The following is a 17,795-nucleotide window of genomic DNA, read 5'->3' as shown; positions in this document are numbered from 1 at the left end:
TTTCCTATGAAGAAGTGGAAGAGATGATTCAAAAGGCTTATCTACCCGCACTCCAACTTGTAGATTATGTCCGTAAAGAGGACGGCAGTATTGATATTATGGCTCATGCTCCTTTAAGTCTAAGTGCCATAGATAAAGCAATGCAGGACTTTCTTCCCTCCAGTCACCATAAAGATATTTATGCCTCAGTAGATGATTTAACATATGTTTTAGATCAGTTAAACATTGTGTTTTCTGACGGTCTTAAGGATACAGGAAGCCCTATGTATAATGCACTCACAACCCGCTCTTCGGGATCAAATCCAATACATAACTTTATTTGGCCCCGTTTGACGGAAATTGGTCCAGAAGTTAGGGTCCCATCTTATAATTACCGGTTTCGCCACGGTCATGATGGCTCGCCTGGAGAAGTAAAGATTCATGGAATAACGTACATTGGATATAATAGTATTTTTGGCAAGACCACCCCACAGCAATGGAGACAGGCAGAAAATGCGCAATTGACCATGAGTTGTATCGGGGGCTTATCAGAAAACAAAATCGTTGAGGAGGGCATGGAGGAGGCTATTGATGAGGTTTTTAATGCCGAAATGAGCCCTACGACAATACTTTCAGAGATTGATATGCAAGCCTCTCTTTCATCTGATGAACTCAATACTTCCCAATTACCTATTCCTTTGTCTATGAGTATTTTTGATAATTCAGATTTATCTAGCAGTACTCTTGATAATTCAGCTGAGATGGCAGAGCAAGTGCTAATGACATTTAAAACCCTGGCCATCCTTTCTCTCAATAACTATATAAAAAATAGAGGAAGTTATACTCAAACTGATTTGGGGGAGAAGATTTGGACAGGAGTTGCATCAGCCCGTAATTACTTTCGTGGTTTTTTCAATGTAAGCTTAGTGGATATACCCCAGGTACCCAAAGCTCTCGAGTTGAAACAACACATTACTGCTTTAACCGTTAATAATTTAAAGGATAACTGGCCTATGGTTGCTCAGGAACTTGTTGAAGCGGAACAGCTAACCCAAAGTGGAGAGTATGTCATGGTTACTAAAGGAATTGATCAGTATTTTCAAACAAACGTATTAACAGATCATACTTTGAAATCTTCGATGCAAAACAGTCACTCCCTATTTAGCGAGCGTAGGTTGGGCTGAAAAGCCCAGCAAATGCTGTGATGAATGCTAATTGTTCGCTGGTTTGTGTCCTTAAATTTGTCTTTATATTTTCTAAAATACTATTGTAAAACATAGTTAGGCTACTTTCAGACTTTAGGGTGAATGATTAGCAATAAATCTGTGATGCCATTAGGTGGCCGTTTTATTACTCCATAAATCCCTAATAATACTGTTCAAATCAAGAATTTTGACCGTTCACGATTCTAAAGTTTTCCCTCAGCTAGAACCCAAATAAATTTAAGATTTTAACTAGGGTATAACCTCGATTAGAAGAATTAACTTCTGAGCCCGAATAAGCAGGTGTTATGGTTAAGGCTGCACTGTTTGTATCCTCAAGGACACCATCTAAACTTAGCAAAGCTAAATCCAAATTCCCGATGGTACGTTGATATACTCCTTCAACATAAAGCATTTCTTCTTCTTGCCGTCGATATTCCATATGACGGTAGCGTTTATTTGAAGGATTTTTGTTTAAATCATCAAACTTAATAGCATCTTCAAGATTTGAATAATTACTAAATCTAATAGTAGGTGGCCAAAGTTTGGTATTATAAAAATTGCCGGCTAGGCTAGAGCGAATTAAGCATCTACCTGTGCCATCATCCAAAATAAAATCTTGTCCTTGATTTTCGGAATAGACAATTTTATCTATATCATCAAATTTATCCACGACGAAATACAAATAACCACAGCAGGATTTTTGCGATAAAGGAGCTAAAATGAACGCATCAAATTTCTGTACTTTCCCCTTTAAAGTTTGCACACCTGCTTGAGCTTTGTTGATTTTAGTAACGCGCTGGGCCAAGAAAAATTTACTTATCTTCCTATAAGCAAAGTCTACTATAAGGTAAATTGCAGTGACCGCCAATATTAAATTATGTCTAAGATGCATTTTAAATATGAAATAGTTCGAGCATCGAGTATAACATTATTTGCTCTAAATGGATAATCTTAAGCCGGGGGCATAACTTGTGCTTTTTTCTTTATAAAGCTTAGGTTGAGCTGAAAAGCTCAGCAAATGCTCTGATGAATAAACTGCTATTTTTGTTGATATTATCTTTTTTCGAGGTAAGGACAAGATCGGACGCTGGGCATTACAGCTCAGTACTTGCTAATTCATTGATTGTGCTTTATTTATAATTTCTTATGTTATCGCATGGTAGAAGAACTGCAATAATTTAACAAACCACCTGTCGCGATTTGAAGTTGCAATTTCGAGGCCTTCATAGGCGGGAATAATTTCTAAAGGCTTGTCTTCCTTCCCGCAAATTGTTCCTATTAGCTCTGGATAATCATTAGCATTAGCTCTTGCCCTTTGATAATAACCTTTTAGAAAAATTTCTTCGCCTTCTTGCCGTCTATATTCCATATGCCGATAGCGTTTATTCCCTGGATTTGAATCTAAGTTATATGGACTGATGGAATCTCCAAATCGAATATAAGGAGGCCATTGTGCATTATTATAAAAAGTTCCCACTGATTTGGGATGAACTATGCATTGTCCTGTTTTATCACACAAAGAGAAATCTACAATGTTACTTTCTATATGTACTATTTTATCTAAATCATGTTTGTCTATCACTAAATATAAATAACCGCAACAAGGTTTTTTTGATAAAGGGGATATAATATAGGGAGCAAATTTTTTAATTACACCACGTAAAATAACATAGCCCTCTTTTGCTTCACTTATTTTAATGTTGTGCTTTGCAAGATTAAAATAGAATACTTTATTGATAAGATAACTAACTGAAGAACCGACTAGCAATAGGGATAATAATAAAATAATAATGATTACCATATGTAATGACTATTTTTGAGCAAATGTGCTTAATATTATCGCACGTCAATCCAAAGTCGTATATGACTATTTTTAAATCAATTATTAGAGCAACGTCATTTTTTCATAGGGTAGTTGGTCTATATAATACCATTTAACAAAAACATGAAAGATTATTAAAATCAACATGAGCAGGCGTAGGTTGGGCTGAAAAGCTCCGCAAATGCTCAAGATTCGACGCTGGGTTGGATTTGTAATCATTTCTTTTTTAAAGAACACAATGTAAAGTAATAACGCTACTGGACTCTTTCACAAACTCAAATTGTAATAAAGGTTATCTAATATGCCGCTAAAAAGAAAATTGCCCAAATTAGTTATCAATCAAAATCCTTCTGAGTATACCTATCCATTTACATCTAAAGAGCGAGAAAGATTAAAAACAGATGGTTCTATTTTTTTATCCAGGAGCAGATTTCGACCTGAGACAAACCAACATATGCCCTCGGGAACAAGGGTTCCTTTACCTCCCAAATGTACGTTTTTTTTTGGACAAAGCGGAGTAAAAAACCGTTTTAATAATGGACCGTATGCAGGTAGAAAAATTAGAGATGCAGCTTTAGAAGCTTATGTTACAGGGTATTATCACCCCCTCAAATTCCATTACGTTGAAAGAAAAGTTGGCAACAGCGATACTGTCAAGATCGCAGAAAACAATCGTACGCTAACTTTCTTTTGTATGTTAGGAATATCTCCCGTAGATCCTATATGCAAAACAGGCGTTTCGTCTCATGAAAAGGCGGTAATCAAGCACAGCAAGGGGATGAAAAAATGCTATTCAGATTCCATCTTGGTCAGAGGAATGTAATTATCCAAAGATAAGCTTTACATTGGGTGTTATAGCAAGCGTAGGCTGAGCTGAAAAGCCCGGCAAGGGCTCCGATGAATAAACTTTGAGTTAATATGGTTTCTCGAGGTAACGTCAAGAGCGGACGCTGGGGTTTACAGCTTAGTCTACGCTTGCGTTCAACTCATTGTTCCGGGTGCTGTTACATCACAATGATCTGGACGTTCCTCTATTTTTTGGTAACGCAGTACTCACATTTATGTCTGAATCCGATATTATCTGTCAGATGAAAGGGTGCATTTTTGTAATAATAGGATGGCAAATGCTTCGTTCTACTTCTCAATCAAGAAGGTTTAAATGGTTTATGCTAATAGGTATATTTTACGCAATGACAGCCACAATTTTAGGTGCTTTTGCAGCTCATGCTTTGCGGACACAATTTAGCGACTACCAAATGCATATTTTCCAAACGGGTATTTTTTATCAATTTATCCATAGTCTGGCTTTATTATTCGTTGGGTTGATTCTTTGGCAATCTAATACAAGAATTCTGCAAGTATCAGGATGGTTATTTATTGCGGGCATCCTGCTTTTTTCAGGTAGTCTCTACCTATTGAGCTTGATGCAAATTAAAGCAATCGGAGTCGTAACTCCATTTGGTGGAGTTTGCTTTATCTTTGGCTGGCTATTACTTGCTGTTGGAATATACAAGAACGTATCATAGTGGTATTGAACAGTAGGTCTGCACTTATTGATTAGCATGCATTAAGTCTGATCAAATCCCTCCTTGATTTATTGGTATTCAATCTAAAATTAGCCAAATAATCGGGGATCCTAATCTGTTTAAGCTCATTTGCATCTGGTAACTTTTGCGGCTAGTCCGCCGGGTCCAAAGAGCCAGGTACCCGTGTGAATCAGAGGGATCCCGCGGACAAGCCGCGGGAGGTAGATGAGATGTTTTTATTTTTAAACTGAGTTCCATTAAACTTTACATGAGGTAACATGCTTCGTTCTTATTTTGTAATGATATAGCAGGATAGTCAGAAACTTGACCTGAAACGAACTCAAGATTTTTAACGTCTGCCTGTACATATTCAATTGGTTTTTTGCTAGGCCCCATTCGATAGATACGATGTAAAGCTGGCGTGATTTCTTCTTTGACAATAGGGCTTACTGTTGTTTCTTTTAATTGCACTTGAAAAACAGCCGCCATACGGTCAATAGTAGCGTGACTTTGTTCTAAGGTGCATCTTGCATACTCTTGTGCTTCTTTTTGTGTGCGGAACAATTTCATTGTGCCTTGTTTGGGTATAGCATTTTTTATTTCATTCTCAGGAATCGACTTCCGCTCTTTTTGATAAGGAAACCCTTTATCCCAGATGTTTGTTGGTTGAGACACCAGTACTTTCCCACCCACTGCGTAGTAATGAGATGTATCCGGTAATGTTTTAACTTCTTGATGACCTGCATGAAGCGTACTTAATAACTCTTTACTTTGGTGTCTTGTTATTTTTGAAACCTGAGCCGTTTTTTGTAAATCTGAAGAATCAAGATTCGATAGGATTAAAGCTTGTAGCTCCACCGGTAACTTTGTAAAAGACATGATATTTTCTCTCTATATATAATATGTTATTTAAAAATAAAACGGCATAAAAATATACCGAATGTATGTATTTTACACACATTGATGTCGTAAGAGAATGTGCTATTTTTGAAACTGCTTTTTTCCAAAAAAAGAAAAAGGTAAGAAGATATAATTGTAAACAAACCCGAGTAAGTATCCTCCAATTGAAATTATTGATAGTGAAAGCTGTCTTTAAAGATATCTCTTTCCTCTATTTTGGGCTGGAAATCTCAGTGCTGATATAAAACATCCGAAACCAGTTTGTAGCCAATTCTCTCAAACGGTAGATGAAATGTCCCTATCTCTCAATAAGTACAATCAAAAGAGGAACTCCGTTAACCCGAGATTTACTTTGAGCAAATCAAGCTATGAATCAATGAGCGAATTGTAAGCTGTTCATGCTTCTATTGCGACCTCGGTCAAACTTCGGGTTTTTTGATTCACCTTTTAAGGGATAGTTAATGTAGTTTTACGCTAAATGTGTACTGGGAATTTTCACGACAAGAGCATCAATTTCCCAATTGCCAATAGGGAGTTTTATAATTGAAATTAAAACTACTTTAGTTTCCATTAAAAATTTTTATGGCATAAGTTTCTTGCGTATATCCACTTCTTTCCCGCATGTCTTTTAGATTAGGAAAGAAATTAAATGTCCAGTTGCTATCCTGATATGTTCCGGTAGTGCGTCCGGAGGTGGTGCCTGCATCTCTCTCCAGAAATCCTTTTTCAGAACTGGAGTCTGCAATATTAACCAGGGCATGGATTGGATTGGAGGCATCTTTCTTTACCAGGCAAACTCCTTCATTTAAGTGGATGTCTTCAAAATTACAATTAACAATTTTATAGCGTTTTGTACTGTTCAAAGCCCGAATAAGCAATTGAATATCGGCAACCTGGGTGCTCACCATGATTTCCAAAATCCGTTTTTTCCTGTTATAAATAATTTGAAGATTATCCGCATTTAAAATTCCGTCATGCTTTTGCAGGAGTTCTAATAGCGCTTTCTTTTCTTTTTGGATGCTCATTGTTCTCTTCCCGCAAGATAGTGGGATTCGATACATCACTTTCTTTTTTGTGGCGGGTTTACTTTCGGATTTAAAATCGGTCACTTCATCTTGCATGGCAACCACATGTTCTGCCGAAGCCAGGCACGAGACTGGGAGTTTCGGGGCTTCAGGAACCCTTGAGATAAGATAACGATCTTTATTGATCTTTTGTTTTTTTACCATGGATGGATTTATCGCAACGTTTTTTCCCTTAAACAGATAAGCTGAATAACCTGATTCACGCGATGTAGATGGAGGGGTAGTTGAGTATCTCTGCAGAAATTTATCAATTTTTTTTTGCTCGTCTTCATCTTCTATGGGAGCAATTTTCCTCTTAACCTCTTTGTAATAGTGCTGTTCGTACTTATTTTTCTCTGCCGGCCTTTTCAAAGTCTAACTCCAATTAATACAATAGGGTTGAAATTTGACCAGTATTATATGGAAATAAGATTAAGAAAGTATTAAAAAGCAATTTTTGCATTGCTTTTTAATACTTCAATTAACTTCTGTTCTATGGTTTTTTAATTGCAGAAAGCTTTGAAAATTCTTTATCGAGATCGCTTTCCAAACGTGTCTCTTGTTTGCTTTCACTGTCGCATGGACCTTCTTTAAATAAAGAATAATATTTTCTTGCAGGGCTTGATGATCTCCAGGAAAGCTCTTTTTCGCGACCTACGCGTAAAAATATTTCTTTCGCATCCAGATATTTATTATTAAGTCGAGCCTGTCTGATAATTTCCAGTTGTTTTGCTACAGTTTTCGGAATTTTCTTTTCTTGACCCTCGAAGGTAATTGTATGGGTGTTCCATTGAAATCCAACATTCCAATCTTTAGCACGAAGATAGTGTTCTGCCTTATCCAAAAAGAGTTTTGCTTTAAATTCTTCGGATGATTCAATTTTACTTGCGTGAGAGGCAATTTGATTTAACAGCTCAGCAATCACTTCGTTGGATCCATCCTCAGGCTCGCCATTTAAATGGTTTACCATGTTTTGGAAGGGGACTACTTTTGCCAAATCATCACACAGGCTTCTTCCAAGAGGCAATAAACGATAGGTTTTAAAAATTTCCTTGTTTTGCTCAGGATCAAGGGAGATGAGGATTTTCTTGAAGAAATCGGTAATCGAACTCAATGACGGTACTACTTGATCTTGCGATCCGGCATTGATATAACGAGTAATGATCTTTTCCAGCTGTTGCGTCACATAAAAAGTATATTGTTCCGTGATAAAGTTCTTATCAAAAAGATCCATTTCACTTAGAGCTGGATGAATCGCTTTCAAATATAAATGCGGATTATTTGCCATTGATTCCGCATAGACCATAGTGCGAATTTTCTCATGCTCTTCTTTAAATCGGACGTGATTGGCATCTACCTGTAATACATCAATATTTCCTGACAGTATTTTTTCAATCATTGAGCCCATGAGCTTCGCTTCAGAACCGAGGAATGTTGGTGAAATCCTTTGTGAAAACTTCTCATCCTGCTCGATAATTTTATTGAGTTGTTCCTGCAGCTTTGTGAGCTCATCCTGAAACTGAACCAGACCAGGTGGGGAAGATATTAAACTTGCCAACTTTTGATTAATTGCTTCGAGCGCCTCACGGGTATTACGATAATAAGTGGTGACAAAATCATCCTGCAATTCTTTAGGGAGTTGATTGAATCGCGTTGAGGCAGCTTCCATAAACTGCGCTTTATACCGTTGTTGTACGGCTTCTTTTGCATTTAACTCGGGTAGTTTGCCCAACAGAGTTGATATTTTTACGTGCAATACAATAGGGGAGTGCTGGAATTCGTATTTCGCAAAATTGGGAATACTACTTAAGTAAGATTCCAGGGTTTTGTTGATGGCTTTTGGACCGTAGGCTTTGGGGGCATGTTCTTTGTCTTCGTTTAAATAAGCGATGACCCCGTTATAAAGCCCCATTTCATAATTTAAATCGACCATGTACGCCAGGGAGTTTTTACTGGAATCACTGAGCTTAATTGGCCGATAATTAGTGTGTTGATGTGCTTGATCGAACACATCTTGGCTGGATTCAAAAAATACTATTTCATCTTCATGCAAAACGGCTTCTTGCTCATACATTAATTTGTGCTCAGCAAGGCGGCTTTGATAAAAGGATTCGATTTGCGCCCCATTCTCTGTAAAGTATTTCTTGAGTTCACCGATCCTTCTCAATGCTTCAATATATTGATGAAGATCACCGTATTTCTTCTGCAAAAGTTCCGGGTTATGCGCATCAAAAACAATATCTTTTAATATCGTTTGTAATGAAGGTTTAGGATTTCTAAGCGCTTTCGATTCCATGAGAACTTTGGCCAGTTTAAATAACTCAAGCCAAATTTCCCTTTTTTCCTGAAAGTCACTAATTCCTATATTTTTTGTTAATTCAGGGTTTTTAAAATCCTTTAAGACCCCGCCTTCAACCGCTTGATAATAATTATTCATATCTTTAAACGGATGAGAACGGCGGACGACTTCCAAATTCAGGAATTTATCAGAGGTTAATTTAACGATAATTGCTTTCTCGACAAAGGAATCAATTTTCGCTTGTAAGTTCTTAACAATTTCTAATTTTTTCTGATCTCCATTAGCCTGCTCTTTTAAGCGCTCTACTTCTTTTTGCAATGAAGAAATTTTGTCTTGTAAATAGCTGGCAATTCTTTCTTTTTCTTGCCGTAAAGGGAGTGTATTTAGATAGTTTATCTTGTGAGTGATATCAATCCCTGATTCTGACGCGATAATACTTATTAATTTTGCGATAGAGGTTTGTTTTTCAATATCCAGAGAGCGGCCATGAGAAGTAGTGAGTACCACTTCTATTTGTTTTTGTTCTGCGAATTTCAGGACATTAACCAGTTCTCTTGCTCGTTGAAGCTTATTTGCCTCCACATCAATGAGAACCTCATCAATATCAAAAACAATGAGTTTTGGACGTTTAGGAAGAGAGCTGGTATCTTTGGGTTCCTTCCTTTCAGCTCCTGATTCATAATAATCAATTTCATCCAGGATTGCTTGCGAAGCTCCGGATTTGATGGCGTTAATCCTTAAAATATTTTCCAGGGATTTGCTATATTGGGTGACTGAGGAATCCGGCTTATTCGAATCCACTTTATGGATTTGTTGTTCCACTTTATCCAGCAATTGATTATTCAATACATCATCTTGTTTGTTGCACTCTGATTTTAACTCAGCCAAGCGCGTTGTTAATTCCTCAAACTCGGGAGTTCTTAATTGATAATGATTTTGTAAACGTTGAAAATCTTTACTCAGATTTTCAATCCGAACTCTAAGTGACTTTGTCGTGTTAATAAAAAAAGGAACGTGTTGGGGAATCAATTGAAGAACTTGTTCTCGGGCTTTTTCATATTCCTCTGTCGTGGGAACTTTTCGCTCTTGGGTCAGGTCAACGATCCCATTTTTCGGTTTTTCATAGGTTTTAGCTAAAGCACTAATCGCTTCCAATAGTTGGTTAATTTCTCGAGAATAAGCGCCATTGCCATTATCGCCATAATACTCTGCTGGAAGGTTGTCGAAGGCGGCATTTAACACAGCGAAACCCAAGCTGCCCACAAAATCATCAAGGTTTTCTTTTCTTGGTTTGACTTTGGAGATGGCCAATTTGAAAGGATTCGTAGTGTATTCTCGTTTTTCTTTGAATAATTTATCCAAAGTTAAGAGTACATCAGGCTGTGCTTCATCCTGCTGGATGTATTCAAATATAATTTTAAGTGCGGTGAACTGTCTTTTTAACTCGTCCCATTGTTGTGGACTAAGCTCATTAAGGGCACTTAATTCACCGAGTCGTTGGTAAATCCAGTGCATTTTCAGAATGATGCGCGAAGGCTCTACTTCAAAATGGTCATAACCTAAAGTGAGAAACTGTTCTATGAGCTCGCTACGCTGCCTCAACTCGGCATCGGGCAATCCATAATCAACATTATCTATTTTATCCAGAAGCGCGAGACGTTTCTTGCAATGCTGGTATTCTATTCTTAAATTGTCGAAGGTTGTTTTTTTGAATTTTTTTGGATCGTAATGAGTAAATGCATCCAATATCCCGTTGAGGGTTTCCGAAACATTGAGCTTTACTTCCCCGCAAACTATCAGGTCGTCTTTAGATAATCCTTGCCAATTTTTTAAATAAGCATCTTGCAGGCGCGCAACAAATAATGATTCATATCTCATCTGCTTGGTTGGAATTTCTTGAGCTTGTTGCACGTACCTGGGGCTAGCCTTTGCGAGTTCCGCCCGGATCGCCTGATATTCTCCCTTGCGAGCCGCTAAATCAAAAAATAGCTCCAGCCGGTCAAGATCCCATTGTTCTCTAAATGCATGCAGTAAGAAATCGCCAGAGCTCTTGATTGAAGTGAGTAAACTTTTTGTTGGTGCTGAGACAAGAGGATTTTGGGCAACGGTGGCAACCCATTCTTCGAGTTGGTGAGGAGGAATGGAACTTAACTCCTGATGTTTTTCCATCAATTCAAAAAGTTCCTTATGCTCCGCGTGTACTAATTTTTTTGAGGTACCCATTTGCTGGAAGTAATTATCAATTTCCTGCTTCAACAAAATTCCATACAGGACATAAAGGTCGAGTTTTTCTTCGTCAAGAGAGACAGGAGAAGAATTCTCAGCGCTCATTTGAGCGATCAGTTGTTCATGGTTTTGTTGTCTGTATTTCGGGTTTTCTGAAGCCAAAAGATAAGCAAGTTGCGTGCTGTATTTTTTTCCATCTCGGCAATGGGCATGGATATTTTGTCCAGGAAGTGTTTGCATGCCTGTATTTTTCACATGGGCTAATTCTTCAGGGGTTAACTTCAAGGGAAGTTGATCCTGAATGGGAAGATGATGTACCTGGATGGGACTACTTCCATTAATAGTGATTTCATAGGTAATAAATCGTCCTGTTTTTTGAACTGGACGTGAAGTAATATGAATGCCCTTCAGTTCGGGGATGTCAGGAAGCATCACTCGTCCGTGAGCATCAGGGATGAAATAATTGATGAAATCAGCTGCTGCAATCTCATCTTGTTTTCCTTCCTTCGAATCCCCAGCTTTTTGAGGAAGGGAATAGGGGTACACCCTGCCCACTGCAAAAACATGGCTCACATTATTAGAGAGTATGTTGCTCAAATACCTTGCGATATCACGTTGAGACTCATAAAGCTCCGGGGTTTGTGCGGGAATAAGTGATCTGGCAGTATAAGGACCTGAGGAAATGGAGATATTGATATCCTGGTATTTATAATATCCCATTCCTATAATTTGTTTGGCCAGTCCGGTTAATTCCATACTTAATGGATTTTTAAGCTTTAAATCCTTGGAAGCTTTCCCAAATTCAAGGAAACACTCTTTAGCTAATCCTCTTCCCGGTGGATGGGATTTTAAATAATCCAGTTGTGCCTCTATTTCTCTTTTTTTACTGGGTGCGTTTGAGCTTGATTTAATTAAGGCATAAAGTTCATCCTGGAGCCTCTGCTGTTTTTTCTCATTTTCAGAGACGAGATCCTTGATTACCGCGCTGATAACCGCTTCAAAAACAAGCATTTCCCGGAGTGAGAGATGTTTGAGGCCATAAGCTTCCTGGCGTTTTTTAATTTGTTTCTCATCAAATTTTATTTCAAAGTAGGATGCAACAACTTTATTTATGGAGCCGTCAGCGTTAAATACACCATAAGCATCAAGTTCACGTAGGGATGCGGACTTAAGTGTGCCAAAAGTACTCTTGATTTGGGCAATTTCCCGGTCAAAAACGGCTTTGTCTATTTTGTCCGGATCCGCAAATAGTTTTCCTAGCCGAATTAAAAATTCACGTTTTTCACTTTCTGTAAATGAAAGCTGCCCCAGTTCCTCAGGCTCCTCCATTACCCTTTCTTGAGGACTTACAATTCTTTGGCTTTCTGCGAGTATTTTAGTGATTTCTCGGCTTGTATGGCGCAATATATCCTTTTTATTGCCTTGGGTATCCAACACATTAATGTAATGTTCATTATATGAACCCAAGCTGCCACCTAGTTGTTTCATCTTTTTATTGCTGTAGGCGCAGGTAAAATCTCCACAGGCATAGATATCTCGTTGCGGGTAAGTGGGGCCGGTAGTGGTTATGGTTATTTTATCTTTATTGATACCGCATTTTTTCAGCAGGCTCAGGGCAAAATCTTCAATAGCAGTTGCACCGCCTGGGCCATAAGGGTCAAATAGCTCCAATTGATATTTTTGGGTATCAACGTCCGGTTTGGTTAAATAAATACCACGCCAATGGCCGGGTCCCACTGGGATAAAAATATGTTTGATTTCTTTATTTTTAAGGGCGGCATCCAAAGCGTCCTGTGTCAAGGCAAGAGCTATCTGGTCGTGGCGGTTTGCCGGGGGAAGAACGTCGATATTTCCATTGGATATGGGCATTAACGCCATTACATCATGATCTTGTAATTGGTCTTGCAAACTGCGTTGGTGGATGCGTCTTGAATCAAAATAACCATTGGCGCGAGTTCTGCGTTGATTTTCGTAGGTGTCGCGTTCAGATTGTTCCTGGATTTTGGAATAAATGGAATTGGCAACCTCGGGGAGAGTGGAATCATCAAATGGGGTATCGAGCGTTTTGTCAATAAGTGCAATCACCTCAGAACTTTGAAAGCCTAAAGGCACATTCTCCTGAGCTGCCAAATTATTCAGTGCTTCTAGCAGTTGCTTCTTTTTTTCGTTTAATTTGGTTTTGCAACGTTTAATTAATTCATTCAGGCTTTTTGCGCGATATTCTGGACTTAATGCCATACTAGTATTCCCCAAGTGTTGCTGCTTCATTAAAAAATTTTATGTCACCCAAATTTCAGAAATTATTTTATCAATGTGACAAATTAAGAGCATTTCCATTTTAACCGTTGAAAGTTTATCATAAAAAGATTAAGGAAATATGAGCAACTCATTGTCTTGCAGGACAACTTTGTCAAAAAAACATCATCTTCTCATCTTACGAAATAACTTTCATTGAAAGCGGATTTAATTTTATCAAAAGATCCAATTTAAAACACGTTTGGATATTTTAAGGGCAAATAGCTTCGGCGTAAACCTTCATTTTACCCTCATTCAACGGTCACAATGAATACAGGCAATGTAGTTAAAAGTTTTGAGCATAGGAAATGGAACTTAATAACCCGACCTGATTGTCAATTAAACGATTTTTTATCTTGCATCAACCACAGCGCAGGAAGGGTGAATAAGGCCATAAGGATTAAATAAATCGAAAAGGCAAAATCTTTGAAAACATAATTTAAAAGCAAAATAATAAGCGGGGCAGTGCCCCCAAATAAAGAGTCGCTCAAGTTAAAAAATAAAGTGAAACCACTTGCTCTTTCTTCCAGAGGTAATTGTTCAAGGCTTGCAGTGAATGCACTCCCAATAAAAAAAGAAATAATAATAGCCAAGCTGCTGCACGCAAGGGTAATCTCCAGCAAACTCCCGCCATGAGCCATTTGATTGATGCCAATACTGAGTAAAACAGTGGCGATAAGGCTTGCTGTGAGTGGAGCTCGTCTTCCTAGGACATCTGCGGTAAATCCAGATAATAATAAACCTGTGCTGTAGCAAATCATGGCTATCACAATGACATCCATGGCTACAGATAAGGCTAAGCCGTGTTGTTGTAAATACGATGGCATATAAACAAAAAGGGTATAAAAGGAGCCATTACCATAAATTGCCAGAAGAAAAATAGTCACCAGTGCTTTTTTCCGATAATTCCAGGCTGTTGTTAATGGATGTTTTTGCCTTTTAGCGATTATTTGAGAAAAATCGGTTAGCTCCCTGGTTTTGCTTCGCAAATAAACCCCTGCAAAACCCACGAAGATTCCCATTAAAAAGGGGAGGCGCCAAATGTAGATATAGTCCTGTTTGGAAAAAATTAACAAAGTTATTTTGCTCATGATGAGTGCAAGCAATAAGCCGCCAACAGAACCTAAAGCCACAAAACTGACTGCAAAGGCTTTATGACGCAGGCTCACATTTTCATAAATGTAAATACTTGCCAAAGTCATTTCCCCTGCAACGGAAACCCCTTGGGCTAATCGGCAGATCGTCAATAATAGGGGAGCGATGATGCCCGCAGTGTGATAAGTGGGTAATAAACCGATAAAACTTGATGAAAAAGTCATTAGCAAGAGGGTAATTGTTAGTGTTTTCTTTCGGCCAACAGTATCTCCCAAAGTACCTAACCAGTAGGCAGCAAAAGGGCGAATGAGAAATCCTGCTGCAAAAATAGCAAATGTAGCGATTAAAGCGATGTGTCTGTCGGCTGTGGGAAAAAAAATACTTGCTAAAATGGGCGCCATAAATCCATAAATAGCATAGTCATACATTTCAAGCAGGGTTCCCAAAGATGCTGCGGCAATAATCTTTTTATTCATCATTTTGTTTTTAGTTATCCGCCTTATTCCATTATTTTTATAAATCACTTTACAACTTTGATTCTCTTTTCGATGTTAAAATTTATTGCGAAGAGATCATTATAGTGCGCCTTAATATTAATATGATATAGCTCTTGACCTTTCCGTTACGTCATCCTTTATCGTGTGAATTGTTAGTTTAGAGGAAGTTGAAATGCCCTACACAGTTAAAAAATTAGCAGAAATTTCAGGAGTGAGCTCACGAACACTTCGTTTTTACGATGAAATAGGCTTATTGAAACCCGCTTATTATGGTGACAATCAGTATCGCTACTACGAAGAAGAGCAACTTTTGATATTGCAGCAAATTTTATTTTTCCGTGAGCTAGGATTTCCTCTAGATGACATACAGAGGATTATTGGTAGTGACGGGTTTGATAAAATTGAAGCCCTGACCAGCCATAAATCGATCCTCTTGGAAAGTCTTAAAAGAACACAAGCGCTTATTAAGACAATCGATAAAACTATTTCACATATCCGAGGAAATTTAATCATGAGCGAGATCGAAATGTATGAAGGGTTTAATCCTGAAAAACAACAGGAATATGAAAAATATTTGCTTGAATCCGGTAGATTAACGCAAAAAGAAATTGACGACAGTTGGAAAAACATCCGGCATTGGAAAAAAGATAATTGGGAAGAACATGCAAAAGAAGGGGAGGAAATTAACCTGGGATTGGTTCGTTGCATCCATAATCAAAAGAAAGCCGATGCCAGGGAAGTTCAGGATTTAATCCAAAGACATTATAATTGGGTAAAACAGTTCTGGACACCTACCCGTGAAAGCTATATTGGCCTAAGTCAAATGTATCTTGAACATCCAGACTTTAAAAGCTTCTACGATAAATTCCATCCCGACTTAATTAAATTTTTAGTAGAAGCAATGAAAATTTATGCAATGGAAAAACTAAATTAGCCTCGGTACTTAAGCGTAACACTTAATCCTTTTCTGGCTTGCTTTTCTGCGGGATCCAGCAAGAGCAGATTCCGCATGGCTGCTCATTATTAAATTGGTGTCCTCTTGGGATAATAATTGCTTGAAAACGACTTTATTTGGCGTTTGTGGTCAATATTTCCTTGTGTTGTTCTTGACAAGCTCATTGTGAATCACAATAATTCGTTTGCTTTTTTTAAAACCAATCTGCTGCAAGGATTGCCAGCCTAACTAGGGAAAAAAAATATGAAAAATAAAATAGTTATGGTGGGTTTAACCTCCTTATTTCTTACTTTTAATGCTGTTGCTGCTGAGTATCAATTGAATGGCTTGTCCTTAAATGCTTCCTTGGGAGTTTTGTCGGGTAAGGCGCACGAATATGTTTATTATCCACACAGAGAGAGTCAATTGAGTCAGTTGGATTGGCGCATAAAAAATGCTGCGCTTCTCAATGGGGAATTGAATTACGATGTTCTTTCCTGGCTAAGCCTAAATGGCAGAGGCTGGACAACTTTGGCAAAAAATAAGTCGGCGATGGATGATTATGACTGGTTCAATCCTTATCAGGAGGACTGGACTCACTGGTCGCATCATGAAAATACACATTTAAATTATGCTAACGGCCTGGACTTAAGCTTGAGAGCTTGGCTGATGCAAAATCAAAACTATAAATTAGGATTGGCCGCGGGTTATCAATGGGATGCTTTTAGTTGGAGGGCATTAGGTGGCTGTTATGAATACAACAATGGGATGAATATAGGGTGTTTTCCTGATAATTTTCCCGGAATCGGCTACCAGCAAAAGTTTAGGACTCCCTATGTGGGATTGGCAGGAAAATATTTCATCAATAATTTTGAGTTTAATGCCCTTTTAAAATACAGTAATTGGGTTTCGGCGCGAGATCATGACGAACATTATGCGCGTCAATTGACGTTCAAAGACCAGGGAAATCATTTTGGATACTACGCTGCTACGTTAAATGCCGGATATTTTGTAACCCGGGGTGCGAAAATTTTTGTTGAAGGCTCATACAACCATTTTTCTAATGGGCATGCGGATACTGAAATAATTAACAAGTTTAGCGGTGCACATGGTTATGAGAGTGACTCAGCGGGTCTATCCAATAAAAATTACTCCCTCGCACTGGGTATGCAATATACTTTTTAAGTGAGGCATAGGCCAACAATTCAACGTGCTTGCAGTCAGATAGATTTAAACCTGGCTGCAAGACACCAGGCTTTGCAGGCAATCTACTTTGTCGAGGTGTTGGAGGGTGTAGGACCTGGCATTTCCTCGAAAATTTGCTGCACAAGATAATTCATTTTTATGGATTCAGCTTTTTTTCTAAATACCATATTAACAAAACCCTCTGCTTCAAGCGGCCAATGGTTTTCCGGATCCAATTCTTTATTGTTTTCTTCCCGGATAAGTTCTTCATTCTTTTTTAAAAAGCTGTTTACTGCTTCTTCATCGTAGGCTACAAGTGCTCCAGAGCGAATACTTAAAAAGCCGCCTTTAGGAATTACTTTGTATTCCGTTTTATCTGCAATACGTATGTATTTGTTCTTATCCGGGTTATACGCGTAAAGCTCTTCATAAGAAGGGACAGGAATAACAAAAGTTTTCAAACCTTGTTTTTTCAAGAATACAGAAACATGAAAAGGATCAAACCCGGCACTACGAATTTCATCCAGAGGCATATACCCTAATGCCTTTGTTTTCCCCACCTGTGATAAATCATTCATCCTGGCATTGGAACTCATTTCATTAGCAGAATGAGCTGGAGAAAACAGGGGTTTATTGTGAACCACTTCTTCTTGAGAGGTGCCGGCTTTTTCTTTGTTGCTTGCGTCACTTTTTTTATGAGTGGATTTTTTTTTAAATAATTCTTTGATTGATTTCATAGTCTTCAAATAGAATAAAACATAATCAAAT

At 38.1% G+C, this 17,795-nt stretch carries 12 protein-coding genes; 5 read left to right on the top strand and 7 right to left on the bottom strand.

Annotation, left to right across the window (positions count from 1 at the left end; all coding sequences use genetic code 11):
* On the top strand, window positions 1-1,163 hold a 1,163-nt coding region (locus KYQ_RS18335; protein ID WP_035748902.1), incomplete at its 5' end, for a hypothetical protein.
* Between the two features lie 241 nt (window positions 1,164-1,404).
* On the opposite strand, the gene KYQ_RS10035 is transcribed toward KYQ_RS18335, so the two are convergent.
* Entirely contained in the window at window positions 1,405-1,989 is a 585-nt protein-coding gene (locus KYQ_RS10035; protein ID WP_010652621.1) for a hypothetical protein, read from the bottom strand.
* A gap of 339 nt (window positions 1,990-2,328) precedes the next feature.
* Window positions 2,329-2,985, bottom strand: coding sequence for a hypothetical protein (locus KYQ_RS10030; RefSeq protein WP_010652622.1), 657 nt, complete (start codon window positions 2,983-2,985; stop codon window positions 2,329-2,331).
* A 322-nt stretch (window positions 2,986-3,307) separates the two neighbouring features.
* Between KYQ_RS10030 and KYQ_RS10025 the strand changes: the two genes are divergently transcribed.
* Both KYQ_RS10025 and KYQ_RS10020 read left to right on the top strand, forming a co-directional pair.
* Window positions 3,308-3,829 (top strand): hypothetical protein, encoded by a 522-nt coding sequence (locus tag KYQ_RS10025; RefSeq protein ID WP_010652623.1) that lies wholly within the window; start codon window positions 3,308-3,310, stop codon window positions 3,827-3,829.
* 238 nt (window positions 3,830-4,067) lie between these two features.
* On the top strand, window positions 4,068-4,532 hold the full coding sequence (locus tag KYQ_RS10020) for a DUF423 domain-containing protein (protein WP_231294540.1): 465 nt from the start codon (window positions 4,068-4,070) through the stop codon (window positions 4,530-4,532).
* Window positions 4,533-4,796: 264 nt separating this feature from the next.
* Here the strand turns inward: KYQ_RS10020 and KYQ_RS10015 are convergent, their stop codons facing one another.
* From KYQ_RS10015 to KYQ_RS09990, 4 genes are all read right to left on the bottom strand, one after another.
* Window positions 4,797-5,411 carry an F-box protein gene (locus KYQ_RS10015; RefSeq protein ID WP_010652625.1) on the bottom strand — a complete coding sequence of 205 codons (615 nt, stop codon included), beginning with the start codon at window positions 5,409-5,411 and terminating at the stop codon, window positions 4,797-4,799.
* Window positions 5,412-5,992: 581 nt separating this feature from the next.
* The gene (locus KYQ_RS10005; RefSeq protein ID WP_019349969.1) at window positions 5,993-6,868 is read right to left on the bottom strand and encodes a hypothetical protein; all 876 of its coding nucleotides are present in this window, start codon (window positions 6,866-6,868) and stop codon (window positions 5,993-5,995) included.
* A gap of 121 nt (window positions 6,869-6,989) precedes the next feature.
* A complete protein-coding gene (locus KYQ_RS10000; protein ID WP_019349968.1) occupies window positions 6,990-13,259 on the bottom strand; it encodes a hypothetical protein in 6,270 nt (2,089 codons plus the stop codon).
* Between the two features lie 392 nt (window positions 13,260-13,651).
* Window positions 13,652-14,887 carry an MFS transporter gene (locus KYQ_RS09990; protein ID WP_029489029.1) on the bottom strand — a complete coding sequence of 412 codons (1,236 nt, stop codon included), beginning with the start codon at window positions 14,885-14,887 and terminating at the stop codon, window positions 13,652-13,654.
* Between the two features lie 193 nt (window positions 14,888-15,080).
* Here KYQ_RS09990 and KYQ_RS09985 point away from each other — a divergent pair, with 193 nt between their 5' ends.
* Both KYQ_RS09985 and KYQ_RS09975 read left to right on the top strand, forming a co-directional pair.
* A complete protein-coding gene (locus tag KYQ_RS09985; RefSeq protein WP_010652629.1) occupies window positions 15,081-15,842 on the top strand; it encodes a MerR family transcriptional regulator in 762 nt (253 codons plus the stop codon).
* A gap of 264 nt (window positions 15,843-16,106) precedes the next feature.
* The gene (locus KYQ_RS09975; protein WP_019349966.1) at window positions 16,107-17,027 is read left to right on the top strand and encodes an omptin family outer membrane protease; all 921 of its coding nucleotides are present in this window, start codon (window positions 16,107-16,109) and stop codon (window positions 17,025-17,027) included.
* 83 nt (window positions 17,028-17,110) lie between these two features.
* Here KYQ_RS09975 and KYQ_RS09970 read toward each other — a convergent pair whose 3' ends face one another.
* The gene (locus tag KYQ_RS09970) at window positions 17,111-17,764 is read right to left on the bottom strand and encodes a hypothetical protein (protein ID WP_010652631.1); all 654 of its coding nucleotides are present in this window, start codon (window positions 17,762-17,764) and stop codon (window positions 17,111-17,113) included.
* Window positions 17,765-17,795: the final 31 nt, after the last annotated feature.

The organism is Fluoribacter dumoffii NY 23 (assembly GCF_000236165.1).
In the GTDB taxonomy this organism is placed as follows: domain Bacteria; phylum Pseudomonadota; class Gammaproteobacteria; order Legionellales; family Legionellaceae; genus Legionella; species Legionella dumoffii.
Note: the sequence above shows the minus strand (reverse complement) of the source record. Positions and strands in the feature narration are given on the sequence as shown.